Raw genomic sequence first — 13214 nt, 5'->3', positions numbered from 1 at the left:
TTTTATTGACGCTCGAAAACGTTAATAATATTAGTTTTAAAATTCTATTGAGTTAGACAAAGATAAAAATGTATGATCAGTAATCTTTTATGTCAATATTTTCTTTTAACAGAGCTTAACTTTTTAGGTTACGTCACCATGTTATCAAAAGAATTATTATTGTTATATGGATAATGATGATATTCATATGGACAAAAAATAGAAAAGGAGCATCATCCGTAGATTGTGCTCCTTTTTAAATTATTTTAATGCTTTTAATACTTTATTAGCAAGTCCTAAATAAGCAATTCCAATTTCCTCTTCTGGTGAGAAGATTGAATGCGATAATTCATTTTGTGGTTGTCCGATTGGTAAAGAGGCTAATAAGTCAACTTCTAATTGAGAAGCAACTAAATCTCCACCGCCTGAACCAAAGATAGCATCATGAGCTCCGCTCACTGGATTGATGTAGTAAGACATGTTTTCAACAACTCCTAAGATATTATGTTTTAATGTCTTAGCCATGTATCCTGATTTAACAGCGATGTGTGAAGCTGTTGGATGAGGTGTTGTGACGACGATGACATGAGCTTCCGGAATTAATTTTTGAATGTCGATGGCAACATCTCCTGTTCCTGGAGGTAAGTCGATTAACATAAAGTCTAAGTTTTCATCCCATGCCACATCGTTGAAGAAATGATTTAACATACGGTTAAGCATTGGACCACGCCACATTAAAGGTTGATCATCTTCTAAGAAGAATTCTGTTGAGATAACTGGAATATTGAAGGCTACTGGTGGATAAATTTTGTTATTTTCCGCCATTTGGAATCCTTCTTTTTTCATTTCAAAGATATGTGGAATACTTGGTCCATAAATATCGGCATCAATAATTCCCACTTTCTTTCCTAAGCGGGCTAAGGCAACCGCTAAGTTAGCTGTAACTGTTGATTTTCCAACCCCACCTTTACCAGACGTCACGGCAATATAAACAGTTTTCTTTTGGTTATCTGATTCCTCTTTTTCATGAGGAAGCTCTTCAAATTGAACTTTGATCCCACGGAATTTATGGTCGATTTTAATTAACTTCGCTAATTGACGAGATAATGTTTTTTCTTCTGGTCCTTTTGTTAATCCAATCGCAATAATCGCTGTCACAATTGAATCTTCTTCGTCAACAACTAAGTGGCGAAGGCTATTTTGTTCACCTAATGTTTTATTTGTGCTAGGATCAACTAACTGTTCAATCTCATGTTTAATTTGCTCTTTTAAACTCATAAATTAAATCTCCTTTACTATATAGAAATAGATGAATGGCATCTATTTATTGTATCAAACTTAAACTTATCAAACGTCTATATAAGAACGAATGATTATGTGCTCATTATACACCAAAAATGAAGGAATGCGGTAATTAACGCTCAAAATGTAGTGGGAAATTTGAAAATTCCGCGATATTTAAATTTGTACAATGAGGTTCGGGTAAAATAGAGCTATAAGCGGCTGTGACACTTTGTTCATGTTTTAGCATTGGATGTCCTTTTGAATCGAATTTACTATAAATAGGAACATTGATGTCTTTTTTAATGGACTTTAAATATTGCTTTCCAGTTGGGGTCGCCCCTAGTAATCGAACGTAAGGTGCTCCGGTTGCTAGTTGTAAATCATGAATCCATTCTTTTGTAGTGTGCGTCAAAATGTTGGCGCAAATGCGCTGAATACGCGTACGCGTGTAGCGTTTTGTCTTCACTGCATCCATAAATTCCTCGAATGACGAACTCTTCATCATCGCCGAATACAAACGATTTTCAATTCCTTCTTCGACATCGTGAATCTCAACTAGATGTTTTGGTGTTAACGTCAATATTTTTTGTTTGAGAAAAGGGAAGTAGGTTTCCCACGTATGATAGGTGTTTGTTTGACGATAATGTTCATCTAAAATATCTTGCACTTTTTTTGGTACAAAGGTACTAAAATCGGCACGTTGTTCACGCAGATTTCGGATTGAGGTCGCACTTGAAATTTTATCATGGGTTGGGGCTTGATCACGATAGTCACTATGAATGCGTGTTAAGGTTCCAACTTTGATTGGACTTTGTAATTCATTCACCGCACGAATATAATAAAGTCCTAATGTATTATTAGGCGAAGTTCCAAGTTCTTTCGTAAAATTGAATTCTTCTAATGCTTTAGCATTCGCTTTTGGTAAACTTAGACCGGTTTGTACCCATTTACGAACAGCCTTTTGGAAATCAATTCCACTAGTGATCGACTCTAATTGGATTAATTCGTCAATATTTCCACTTTCGCTACCAAAAATTAATTCATTTACGTGTAAATGTGTTAAAATAGAAACGGCTCCTTTAGCAAATAAGTCGGCATGTTGGCAACTATAGGCATAAGGTAGTTCGATTACTAAATCGGCTCCATTTGCAAGTGCCATTTTTGTACGTTCCCATTTGTTAAGGATCGTTGGTTCTCCACGTTGAGTAAAATGTCCACTCATAACGACAATTAAGACATCAGCATTTGATTGCTCAATGCTTTTTGTGAGATGATATAAATGGCCATTATGAAATGGATTATACTCAACTATTAAACCTGTTGCTTTCATCGTATCACCTTCCTAAATTCTATTATATCAAAGATGCATTGATATTAATATGAAGGTTGGTTATATTAAAGAAAGAGTCAGTTGTGAACCAAAAGATAAAATTAATAAGATTACACATCTTTTTGTTGAATATTATCAACTGACTTGTTGACAATGAAATAAAAAGTATGTATAATGTAGTCTGTTGCAATTAGAGGTGATTGTGATGAAATGGGCTATTGCTCAACTTATAAAACAAGGTTCCAAAGTTTTTGAAATTGACGAATTAGTTGATTTCTCAGACATTGTGAACGCACATGATGAAATTCGTAAATTGTCAAAAGTTAAAGTGACAGGAACAGGACAACTTCAAGGCAAAAAGGTAGTGTTTAATCTTCATATCGAAGGAACAATGACATTAGCTTGTGCCTTAACACTTGATGATGTAGAATACCCATTTGATTACGATTCCGTTGAAGTCTTCGTATTAGATGCGGATCTATATGAAGAAGGTGAAGATGAGTATCTTGTAACTGGAACAACGATTGAACTTGCACCGGTTATTTGGCAAAATATTTTGCTTCAAAAACCTTTACGTGTCGTAAAAGAAGGTGCTTACGAAGAAATGAAGAAAAAAGGAATCGAATTTGAAACAGAAGAAGATTTGCACGAATCAGAAGCTGAACCAAAAGTCGATCCACGATTAGCGGTTTTATCAAAATTGCTAAATGATACTCAAGATAACTAGGAGGTGTCAAAATGGCTGTACCACAAAGAAGAACATCTAAAACTGCAAAGCGTAAACGTCGTACTCACTTCAAATTAGAAGTACCAGGTATGGTAGCTTGCCCACAATGTGGAGAAATGAAATTATCTCACCGTGTATGCGGAACTTGCGGAACTTACAAAGGACGCGAAGTAGTTAAAACTGAAGAATAATACTTTGTTAATGGGCCCATTAATAAAGGTTAGCTAGCCAGAGCAGAAATGCTCTGGCTTTTGTTAGATTTACTAGCAATCTTAGATTGCTTAGTAAATCTATACATCGGTAGAGATGCGTTCTACCGATGTTATCAACTAGCGAAAGGTGAGGTATAAACCGAACCAATATTTGAATAATCAATCACGATTAAATGGACGACGAGAGTCGTTCTTTTTTAATGCCTAATTTTCTTCGAAAATTTTAGGCGAACTATGGGTTCCCTGCGCTACATAGTGAGAGAAACGAACTCGTAGCTATCTTCCGCTGGTAGGGTGATTTCCTTGTTGGTGGATTGCTACCTAATTAAATGAGAAGCTTTAGTACAACTATCCATCGTTGGAGATATGTTCCGTCGGGGTTATCCTTACCTATATAGTTGAGACGCAAGTCGAAACCATGTTTTGAAAATGAGTTTAAATTAGGAGTATGAAATTAATTTCTTTCATCTATGCACTAGCGTTTTTACCGCTTTAGTGCAACTATACTCGGATGGAGATGTGTTCCGTCGCAGTTATCCTTAATTTGTTGGGGAGGTGTAAACCGAACCGATATTTGAATAATTAATCATGATTAAATGGACGACGAGAGTCGTTCTTTTTTTATGCCCAATTTTATTTAGAAATTTTTGAGTGAATTATACAGTCCTTATCCTACAAAGTAGGTATCCTTCGCTAATAAGGAAAACTCCACTACTAGGGTAAAATCTATGTTCAAGAAGTATGTGATTTAATTAGATATGTATGCTAAAACATTACTTTAAGACATTGATTATATATTTAAGAGAGTGGGATAGTTGTTCTCCTTTTAATTTTTAGGAAAAGAATTTTCATACCATATTATAGAAATTTTCACTTTACATGTTTGAGGTTTAATGTTAGAATTCACATCATCATTAGACAGAAAGTGTAGTGACTTATAGACGAGTAGTTACTGCAATTTAAGGGGAGATTATGATGTTTAGGAAATTGAATGAAAATGATTACACAAAGACGATGGATTTTTTAGGTAAAGATCCTGGGCTTAATTTATTTCAGATTGGTGATATTGAAAACTATGGATTTGATTCGGAGATTCAAACCGTTTGGGGAAGTTTTAATGAAAATGAGGAATTAACGGGAGTCTTATTACGTTATCGAGACAATTATATTCCTTATTTTAAAGATGAAGAGCTATTTGTTTCAAAGTTTAGAGAAGTTATTCAAAACGATGAGCGAGCTAACATTATATCTGGTGAAGCACAGATGGTAAGTCCGTTTAAATCTTGCTTTGAACGATATCATGAGAGAGAGATGTATTTTTGTGAATTAAAGGATAATCTATCCTTAAAAACAGGGCAAGTAACTATTAAATTGGCAACACCTGATGATGCCGAGCGTATCTTTGATTTATTATTGATGATTGAGGAGTTTGATACTTTAAATCGAAATTCTGCTGATCATGTGCGTCAAAAGCTTGAAGATCAATCAGGACGCATTTATTTTATTGAGAATGAGAAAAAAGAAGTGATTTGTACTGCTCAAACAGCAGCTGAAAACTCTAAATCTGCGATGGTAGTTAGTGTTGCGACACGTAAAGATTATCGACGTCAAGGATTAATGACGCAAGTGTTATCTAAATTATGTCAAGATTTATTAAATGAACAGAAGACACTTTGTTTGTTTTATGATAACCCTGAAGCCGGAGCCGTTTATCATAAATTAGGGTTTAAAACGATAGGAAAGTGGAAGATGATTGTTCGCCAGCCATAAGATGATTTCGTAAATTTTAACAGTTGTCTATGTTTTAGGTGGCTATTTGCTCACCTGAGTCCGATGTATTTATTTTTAGTCTTTTAGAGGAAAAGGTTGTTATGAGTTATTCGTCTATTTGGAGAGAACAAGTTGTTTAAAAATGAGTTTCAATTATTTTGACTATTGCTAGGTGTTTAAAGAGGTGATAAGGTGGCCACACATAAATTTGGAATAATGCAAAATGAGCCTATAAATAACGAACGATTTGATGAATATGAACCAAATAAATATCATTGTATTGCAATTGATGATAATTTTATTGAGCCTATTTTAATCGATTTACAAAATGTCTGCTGTTATTGGCATACTCGTCAAGTTCCAGGTAGAGGGATTGCATACCACGGGATTACACTTATACCTCCTCAGTCCATCGATCGGTTAATACAGATTTTATCGTTACAAGATAAATTAGAATATACTCATTTGATTTCTTTAGCTAACCAAGCAAAACAAGAAAATAAATATCTGATTCATTTTGGAATCTAAAATTTGATTTATAGAGAACAAGAGGGAATAAAGGTTCTATAATAGTTGGTGTTGTTGTATAAGCAATGCCTAAGCAAGCGTGTATCGCTCATAATAAAAATTTTTCTTTATCTGTAAGAAAAAGGTATTAGAATTCAGTGATGATGAAGGCATTAGTCACGTTTGTAATCAATGATCTTGTGATTAAAGTGGTCTCTTTAATTATAAAAGTTGGAAAGGAACGTGCCGTTTATTTATCTAAGAAATATGGTTTTGAAGTAGTAGGTCGCCATAAAGATAATGTTTATGTTAATAATCAGTATTATGATGTTTTATTAATGGATCTTTACTTAGAAAAATAAGTGTCTTCGGTTTTAGAGGGTTCATTTACTAACCATGTTGACTTAAATTAGTATAATTGTATCGATTCAATTTAGTTTATAGGATACAATTTTCTGAACTGTTATGGTGAAGTGCTTTATTTTGATGGAATTTATGGTACAATAATAACAAAATCATAGATGTAGGAGTGAGATTATGGAAAACATCATTAAATCGGTTACTGCTAAAGCATTAGGTGTAAACGAGGCAGATGTTATCATCGATCATCGTTTAATGGGTGGAATGTCAAACTTAATGTACGTGGTTGTCGTAAATGGAGAAAAATATACGTTCCGTATTCCTGGAAAGAATGCCGAAGTATTTGTGAATCGTGAAGAAGAGTTAGCCAATATTCAGATTGTTGATCAGTTAGGAATCAATAATGAAATGGTTTATTTCGAGACAGAAACGGGATACAAACTTTCTAAATTCGTTGATGGGACACCTTTAAGTGAGGTTGAAAATCCTGAAACGTACTTAGAAGAAGTATCAAAAGTTTTACATGTGTTACATGAATCAGGATTAAAAGCACAGGATGATTATCGTCCATATGAACGTTTAAATGCTTATGAAAAATTAGTGACTGATTTTGGTTATAAACATGCAGATAAATATTTTGAATTAAAAGAAGAATTCTTAAGTAATCGTGAATTCTTAGATCAATTCCCAAAAGTCATTTGCCATAATGATAGTCAAATTTCAAACATGGTCGTTGAAGCCGATCAAACGTATTTATTAGATTGGGAGTTCACAGGGAATAATGATCCAATATATGATGTAGCTTGTGTCGGAAACAAAGAATTTGAATTGGCGTTAAAATTCTTACCCGTTTATTTAGGACGTGAACCGCAGGCAGAAGAATCTCGTCGTTTATATTTATGGCGTGCTTTCCAGTGCTTACAATGGCATAACGTGGCGTTATACAAAGACTTAATTGGATTAAGTAAAGATTTAGGCTTAGACTTTAATATGATTGCAGCTGCTTATTTAACAAAAGCAGAGCAATTTTTAAGTGGAGCTAACCAATATAAATAAGAAATTTTTAAAAAGCTTAGAATGAAATTTTCGTTCTAAGCTTTTTTATAATGGACTTAAATGGTGATTGAATCCATTAGGAACCATATGATTCAATATGAAGAATATAAAACAGTAGATATCTTATCAGAGGCACAAGCTTTTATGCAGCTGAAAAAGGGAAATGTGAAACAAGGATACCTTAAGTATTTATATAAGTCCAGATAAGTTTTTTACATCGTAAAAACTTTTAGCTGGACTATAGTCTGCCTTGCACGGCATAACCATCTCATATTTCGGTTGCTGTATTAAATGTAGAAAACATTTCTGTTTGTATTTAGATTTAACGGAGCCAATTGAAGTTAAAGCGGTTAGCTTGCAGTACGAAATGGATTCAAAAGGTTATTATCAGCCAATGTATCATTTTGAGGTTTTAAATCATAATCAATCAGCATCTATCTTGATTCCAGCTATTCCATAAGGGATTGATTTTAAAGTTAGACTCATGAAATTCTTATTTAAGGAGGGATTCAATGAGAAAAGTCATGATTATGGGCTGTCCTGGTAGCGGGAAAACAACACTGGCTAGAAAACTTTCATGTAAACTGAACTTGCCGCTTGTTCATCTTGATGTGTTGAACTGGCGAGATCATTGGCAACCAGTCTCAACAGAAGAATTTGATGCCTTACTTTTACAGGAAGTCCGAAAAGAAGCATGGATTATTGACGGAAATTATCATCGGACGATTCCACTTAGGTTAGAGCACTGTGATACTGTTATTTATTTGGATTATTCACGAATGACTTGTTTGTTTGGAGTCATTAAACGAGTTCTTAAAGGGTATGGTAAATCGCGACCAGATATGGGAGGAAATTGTCCTGAACGATTTGACTTTAGTTTTTTTAAGTTTGTTTGGGACTTTAACAAAAATAATCGAAAAAACTACTTAGAGATGCTAAGTCATCAAAAAGATAAGACAGTCATTATTTTTCATAATCGAAGAGAATGTTCGGAATTTTTAAGAAAGTTGTAAATCTATAAGAATCATTTATAGAAAGGAAAAAGAAAAGATTAAGATGTCACGATTTGATTCATTTCGATTATACTGCTAGTGTAGTGGCAGTTGTCATTTTTATAATGAAATTGCCTTAACTTTGGTGTAAGGACGTGGAGAAGATGAAGGATGAACTCTTTCGTGAACAATTAAAAAGTTTGTTAATAGAGTATCATTTGACACTCGAGGCACTGAGTCATTTAACAAATATCAGTTTACTTTGGTTTACTGAAGTGTTAGAAAAGAAATCAACGTTAAGTGCTTTATCGGATGAACAGCTATTAACACTCAGTTTAACGATTGAAATGTTTAGAGTGGGGATCACAGCGATCAAAGATGATGAACGGGTTTTAACCATTATGAAACTTTTAATCGTTGAATGTGGGCTAAAACTCGAAACCTTTGCTGCATATGCGAACGTTCCTCTAGAAGAGGTTCAACTCTTTTTAGCTCATCCTGAACAAGTTGAGGTTGAAGTTAAGTATCGGTTGGCAGTTAAAGTCATGTTTTTGTTTTCATTATTCAAAGATTCTATCAGCTTAATTTAATCCAAATCAATGTATAAGTCCAGATAAGCTTTTTTCCATCGTAAAAAATAAGTTCTAGTAGTGGAAGATGCCTTTGTATTAAAGTAGTTAGAAAACTAAATACATTTTTATTCTGATATAGACGAGTTATCTTACCCTAAGATAGCTCTTTTTTCTAGTTAGCTTTGTTTTATACATTTTTTATTATAAGGGATTAAAAAATTTAGCTTATTCTATCATTCATTCCTCATAAAATTGAAAGTTCTGTCGTAAACTGTAAGTAGGAAAGTGAGGGGTACTTATGATGCTTGAAATGATGGCTAGTCTTTATTTAAATGAGTGTCCATTGTTACAGTCAGGGGTTGACCCTTTCATTTTATTTGAAGTAGGGGAGGAGGAGACAATGAGTTGTTTTCAAGTACTGACGCTACAAGAACAGTATGGTGATTGTTTAGAACAACAAGTTCCATTGGATCCAAGCATTATTACTTATGACGAGTTACGTTATTTAAAGGTTTTACATTTTGGTTATGATGGGCTTTTTCATGTGGGAGAACTTATTGTCAATGTGAAAGTGGCGGACGAAGTTCTCGATATTTTTAAACAGCTGTATTTAATGAGATATCCGATTCAGAAATTGCGTGTGATGAGTTGTTATGGGGGTTCCGACGAGCTATCGATGGAAGATAACAATAGCAGTGCATTTAATTTTCGTCATGTCACGGATGGAGGTAAATTGTCTAATCATGCCTATGGATTGGCGATTGATTTAAATCCGAAAGTGAATCCGTATGTGAAAAATGATTTAGTTTTACCCACAAATGGGCTAGCCTATGTGAATCGAGATCAACATGTACTAGGTATTATTAAAAAGAACGATGCTGTTTATCAACTGTTTACGTCACATGGATGGACGTGGGGAGGCGATTGGACGAGTTTAAAAGACTATCAACATTTTGAGAAAAAATATTAGAAAGGGGCTATCTCATTTTGAGACAGCCCCTTTTATTTGCGTTTAAATAACACTTTATCACTTGTAATATGTGACGTTGTGTCCCATGTACTTGAATCGTTTTTATCATAAGCCTCTAAGAAATCAATGACTTCTTTTGTAATTGGTGTTGGCGTTGAAGCACCTGCTGTCACAGCAACTGTTTCAACCTCTTTTAACCAGTTTAAGTCAAGATCTTCAAGTGACGCAATACGATAGGATGGTGTATTAGCACGTTCAATTGAAATTTGTGATAAACGAGCTGTGTTATTACTGTGTGGGTCTCCAACGACAATTGTTAAATCTGCTTCAATAGCTTGAGTTTCCACTGCTTCTTGACGAACTTGTGTCGCATTACAAATTTCTTTAATAAATTGTGCTTGTGGGAATTTTTCTTGGATTTTTTGCGATAATGAATATACATCCCATAAACTCATGGTTGTCTGATTCGTGATGATGATTTTTTCATTATCAAGATTTAATCCTTCTAATTCATTTGCTTTTGAAATGAGATGAATGTGCTCAGGGTCGACACCAAGTGCCCCTTCCGTTTCAGGGTGTCCCTGTTTACCAATGTAAATCACGTCGTACCCTGCGTCGATATGCTCTTTCATTAAGACATGGGTTTTGATGACATCTTTACAGCTAGCATCAATAACCGTTAATCCTTTATCGATTGCTTTTTGTTTAACGGATGGAGAAATTCCATGCGCAGTAAAGATAACAGTCCCAGTATCAATTTGATCTAGTAACTCATCACGTGTTTTTGATTTATCATCAACTGTAATCACGCCTAAATCATCGATGGCTTTTGTGATATGTTCATTGTGAACAATCATCCCTAAAACATAAATTGGACGTGGTAATGTTTCATTCAGTGCTGCATCTTGGACAATATTTAAAGCGCCGATGACACCTGAACAATAACCACGTGGAGCAATTTTAATTACTTTCAATGAACTCACCTCTGCTTTAGATTTGGGTTTATTATATCATATTTCGACGATTATCTCCTAATAATAAAGAATATAGGTTGAATTTGGTCACTCACATTTGGTAAGATAGAATTTGTGCGTCAAAAGGAATTTGCAAAATAACGAGAATTTTGTCGTTAAGATTGATAGAAGTTAGTTATACTAACATTGAAGGAGTGGTATTCATGTCTGTACGTTTTCAAGATTTAAATATAAAACCATATTTAAAGGCAGCTGTTGCTGATTTACATTTTGAAACTTTAACACAAATCCAAGAAGAGGTTATGCCGTTAGCATTAAAAGGAAAAGATATTATCGGTCAATCGCAAACGGGAAGTGGAAAAACACATGCGTTCTTAATTCCAATTTTCCAAGGGTTAGATGAAGAGTTACAACAAGTTCAAGCAGTGATTACAACACCAACACGTGAACTTGCTGAACAAATTTATAATGTGGCAAATCAACTAGCATCATTCAGTGATAAACCAATTAAAATTGCACGTTATGTGGGTGGAACCGATAAACAAAAAACAATTGAAAAATTAGGTACACAGCCACAAATCGTTATCGGAACACCTGGACGTATCAAAGACTTAGCGATTAACGAACGTGTCTTATTAGTTCATACAGCGAAAATGTTTGTTGTCGATGAAGCAGATATGACACTGGAAACAGGGTTTTTAACAGATATTGATCAAATCGCAGGAACAATGGGACGCGGATTACAAATGATGGTTTTCTCAGCAACAATTCCTCAAGCGTTAAAACCATTCTTAAAAAAATATATGACAGCCCCAACGCATGTTCATATTCAACCACGCCAACAAACAGCTGTTAAGATTGAACATATCTTATATCCAACGAAACACCGTAGTCGTGTTAATATCATTGCTAATATTTTAAAGGCATTAAATCCATATTTAGCAATTATTTTCGTCAATACAAAACAAAATGCCACAACAGTTTCAAATGCTTTAATGTCACAAGGATTCCGTGTTGGACAAATTCATGGTGATTTAACACCACGTCAACGTCGTCAAATGATGCAACGTATTCGTAACTTAGAATTCCAATACATTGTGGCTACAGATATTGCGGCACGCGGAATTGATATTGAAGGAGTAAGTCATGTCATCAACTATGAATTACCACAAGATTTAGAGTTCTACATTCACCGTGTTGGACGTACTGCTCGTGGAAACTATGATGGAGTGGCAATCACATTATATGATTCAGCTGAAGAAGAATTATTACAAGAGTTAGAAGCACGTGGAATTGAATTTAACTATAAAGAAGTTAAAAATGGTGAATTAGTGGCTGTTAATGCTCGTAATGCCCGTCAAAAACGTGAGAAAAAAGAAAATGAAATCGATAAGATTGCAAAGTCGAAAGTGCGTAAACCTAAGAAAGTAACGCCAGGATATAAAAAGAAAATGAAAGCTCAAATGGAGCAAGTGAAACGTCAAGAACGCCGTAAGCGTAAATAAGTATTGAAAGTCAGGTGATGAGGGATGTTGAAAATCGGTTCTCATGTTGGGATGGCAGGTAAAGAGATGTTACTTGGGGCTGCAAAAGAAGCAGCTTCATACGGGGCCAACACATTTATGATTTACACGGGGGCTCCACAAAATACACGTCGTAAACCTATTGAAGAATTAAATATTGAAGCGGGATGGCAGTACATGAATGAGCATGGTCTATCGGATATCGTCGTTCATGCGCCATATATTATTAACTTAGCAAATACCGTGAAACCAGAAACTTTTGAATTAGCTGTTGAGTTTTTAGCCAAAGAAATTGAACGTTCTGAAGCCCTTCGTGCGTATACATTAGTTCTTCACCCAGGGGCTCACGTTGGAGCTGGTGTAGAAGTTGGACTTAAAAAAATCGTTGAAGGATTAAATGAAGTGTTAACGAAAGACACAGCAATTACGATTGCGTTAGAAACAATGGCTGGTAAAGGAACAGAGGTTGGACGTAGTTTTGACGAATTAGCTTATATTTTTGATAATGTTGTTCATAATGATAAGCTACGTGTTTGCTTCGATACATGCCACGTTCATGATGCAGGATATGATATTGTGAATGATTTTGCAGGAGTATTAGAATCATTTGATCGTTTAATCGGAAAAAAACAAATTGCAGCATTCCATATTAACGATAGTAAAAATGTGAGCGGAGCGAAAAAAGACCGTCATGAAAATATCGGATTTGGAGAAATCGGATTTGATGCGTTAAAATATATCATGTATCATCCAGATTTCAAAAAAGTACCTAAAATTTTAGAAACACCATATGTGGCTGTAGGTGGAGATTCAAAAGATAAAGTACCACCCTATAAACAAGAGATTGAAATGTTTAGAAAAGGTGAATTTGACCCTCAAAATTTAGATCGTATTTTAGGACGTCTATAATAAGAAAAATAACCATCCAAATGGATGGTTATTTTTTTATGTGCGCCCG

At 34.6% G+C, this 13214-nt stretch carries 15 protein-coding genes; 12 read left to right on the top strand and 3 right to left on the bottom strand.

All coding sequences use genetic code 11. The annotated features are described in order from the left end of the window. Positions 1 to 240: 240 nt before the first annotated feature. Both NEH74_RS06595 and NEH74_RS06590 read right to left on the bottom strand, forming a co-directional pair. The gene (locus NEH74_RS06595) at positions 241 to 1257 is read right to left on the bottom strand and encodes an Mrp/NBP35 family ATP-binding protein (protein WP_055276208.1); all 1017 of its coding nucleotides are present in this window, start codon (positions 1255 to 1257) and stop codon (positions 241 to 243) included. Positions 1258 to 1393: 136 nt separating this feature from the next. Next, complete coding sequence (locus NEH74_RS06590) at positions 1394 to 2593, bottom strand: nucleotidyltransferase (RefSeq protein ID WP_055305346.1); 1200 nt, start codon at positions 2591 to 2593, stop codon at positions 1394 to 1396. A gap of 205 nt (positions 2594 to 2798) precedes the next feature. Between NEH74_RS06590 and NEH74_RS06585 the strand changes: the two genes are divergently transcribed. The 10 genes from NEH74_RS06585 to NEH74_RS06540 all read left to right on the top strand — a co-directional run bounded on the left by NEH74_RS06585 (position 2799) and on the right by NEH74_RS06540 (position 9759). Continuing rightward, positions 2799 to 3320: a YceD family protein gene (locus NEH74_RS06585; RefSeq protein WP_055243570.1), complete on the top strand. Its 522-nt coding sequence runs from the start codon at positions 2799 to 2801 to the stop codon at positions 3318 to 3320. A gap of 11 nt (positions 3321 to 3331) precedes the next feature. Continuing rightward, a complete protein-coding gene (rpmF, locus tag NEH74_RS06580; RefSeq protein ID WP_006783624.1) occupies positions 3332 to 3511 on the top strand; it encodes a 50S ribosomal protein L32 in 180 nt (59 codons plus the stop codon). 996 nt (positions 3512 to 4507) lie between these two features. Then, a complete protein-coding gene (locus NEH74_RS06575; protein WP_055276212.1) occupies positions 4508 to 5302 on the top strand; it encodes a GNAT family N-acetyltransferase in 795 nt (264 codons plus the stop codon). A gap of 192 nt (positions 5303 to 5494) precedes the next feature. Beyond that, positions 5495 to 5830 carry a hypothetical protein gene (locus NEH74_RS06570; protein WP_055276214.1) on the top strand — a complete coding sequence of 112 codons (336 nt, stop codon included), beginning with the start codon at positions 5495 to 5497 and terminating at the stop codon, positions 5828 to 5830. Positions 5831 to 5973: 143 nt separating this feature from the next. Then, positions 5974 to 6171 (top strand): GNAT family N-acetyltransferase, encoded by a 198-nt coding sequence (locus NEH74_RS06565; RefSeq protein WP_147614359.1) that lies wholly within the window; start codon positions 5974 to 5976, stop codon positions 6169 to 6171. A gap of 175 nt (positions 6172 to 6346) precedes the next feature. Beyond that, on the top strand, positions 6347 to 7225 hold the full coding sequence (locus NEH74_RS06560; RefSeq protein WP_055305348.1) for a choline/ethanolamine kinase family protein: 879 nt from the start codon (positions 6347 to 6349) through the stop codon (positions 7223 to 7225). A 310-nt stretch (positions 7226 to 7535) separates the two neighbouring features. Continuing rightward, positions 7536 to 7685, top strand: coding sequence for a hypothetical protein (locus NEH74_RS06555; protein ID WP_212725089.1), 150 nt, complete (start codon positions 7536 to 7538; stop codon positions 7683 to 7685). A gap of 52 nt (positions 7686 to 7737) precedes the next feature. After that, positions 7738 to 8238, top strand: coding sequence for an AAA family ATPase (locus NEH74_RS06550; RefSeq protein ID WP_055305349.1), 501 nt, complete (start codon positions 7738 to 7740; stop codon positions 8236 to 8238). A 143-nt stretch (positions 8239 to 8381) separates the two neighbouring features. Next, positions 8382 to 8807 (top strand): HTH domain-containing protein, encoded by a 426-nt coding sequence (locus NEH74_RS06545; RefSeq protein ID WP_055305350.1) that lies wholly within the window; start codon positions 8382 to 8384, stop codon positions 8805 to 8807. 283 nt (positions 8808 to 9090) lie between these two features. After that, complete coding sequence (locus tag NEH74_RS06540; protein WP_055305351.1) at positions 9091 to 9759, top strand: M15 family metallopeptidase; 669 nt, start codon at positions 9091 to 9093, stop codon at positions 9757 to 9759. Between the two features lie 32 nt (positions 9760 to 9791). Here NEH74_RS06540 and NEH74_RS06535 read toward each other — a convergent pair whose 3' ends face one another. Further along, positions 9792 to 10733 (bottom strand): 4-hydroxy-3-methylbut-2-enyl diphosphate reductase, encoded by a 942-nt coding sequence (locus NEH74_RS06535; RefSeq protein WP_262941212.1) that lies wholly within the window; start codon positions 10731 to 10733, stop codon positions 9792 to 9794. A gap of 203 nt (positions 10734 to 10936) precedes the next feature. Between NEH74_RS06535 and NEH74_RS06530 the strand changes: the two genes are divergently transcribed. Both NEH74_RS06530 and NEH74_RS06525 read left to right on the top strand, forming a co-directional pair. Next, positions 10937 to 12238, top strand: a complete 1302-nt coding sequence (locus NEH74_RS06530; protein WP_055245210.1) for a DEAD/DEAH box helicase — start codon at positions 10937 to 10939, stop codon at positions 12236 to 12238. 27 nt (positions 12239 to 12265) lie between these two features. Continuing rightward, entirely contained in the window at positions 12266 to 13165 is a 900-nt protein-coding gene (locus NEH74_RS06525; RefSeq protein WP_055276305.1) for a deoxyribonuclease IV, read from the top strand. The last annotated feature ends 49 nt before the right edge of the window (positions 13166 to 13214 follow it).

Origin of the sequence: Turicibacter sp. GALT-G1, assembly GCF_025594995.1 — a bacterium.
Lineage (GTDB): Bacteria > Bacillota_I > Bacilli_A > MOL361 > Turicibacteraceae > Turicibacter > Turicibacter bilis.
The sequence above is the reverse complement of the archived record's forward strand: the minus strand, read 5'-3'. Positions and strand labels throughout refer to the sequence as shown.

Coding starts and splice junctions, on each gene's coding strand:
- NEH74_RS06595 (WP_055276208.1), bottom strand. CDS start 1,257: ATGAGTTTAAAAGAGCAAATTAAACATGAGATTGAACAGTTAGTTGAT.
- NEH74_RS06565 (WP_147614359.1), top strand. CDS start 5,974: ATGAAGGCATTAGTCACGTTTGTAATCAATGATCTTGTGATTAAAGTG.
- NEH74_RS06540 (WP_055305351.1), top strand. CDS start 9,091: ATGCTTGAAATGATGGCTAGTCTTTATTTAAATGAGTGTCCATTGTTA.
- rpmF (WP_006783624.1), top strand. CDS start 3,332: ATGGCTGTACCACAAAGAAGAACATCTAAAACTGCAAAGCGTAAACGT.
- NEH74_RS06575 (WP_055276212.1), top strand. CDS start 4,508: ATGTTTAGGAAATTGAATGAAAATGATTACACAAAGACGATGGATTTT.
- NEH74_RS06550 (WP_055305349.1), top strand. CDS start 7,738: ATGAGAAAAGTCATGATTATGGGCTGTCCTGGTAGCGGGAAAACAACA.
- NEH74_RS06585 (WP_055243570.1), top strand. CDS start 2,799: ATGAAATGGGCTATTGCTCAACTTATAAAACAAGGTTCCAAAGTTTTT.
- NEH74_RS06530 (WP_055245210.1), top strand. CDS start 10,937: ATGTCTGTACGTTTTCAAGATTTAAATATAAAACCATATTTAAAGGCA.
- NEH74_RS06545 (WP_055305350.1), top strand. CDS start 8,382: ATGAAGGATGAACTCTTTCGTGAACAATTAAAAAGTTTGTTAATAGAG.
- NEH74_RS06560 (WP_055305348.1), top strand. CDS start 6,347: ATGGAAAACATCATTAAATCGGTTACTGCTAAAGCATTAGGTGTAAAC.
- NEH74_RS06590 (WP_055305346.1), bottom strand. CDS start 2,593: ATGAAAGCAACAGGTTTAATAGTTGAGTATAATCCATTTCATAATGGC.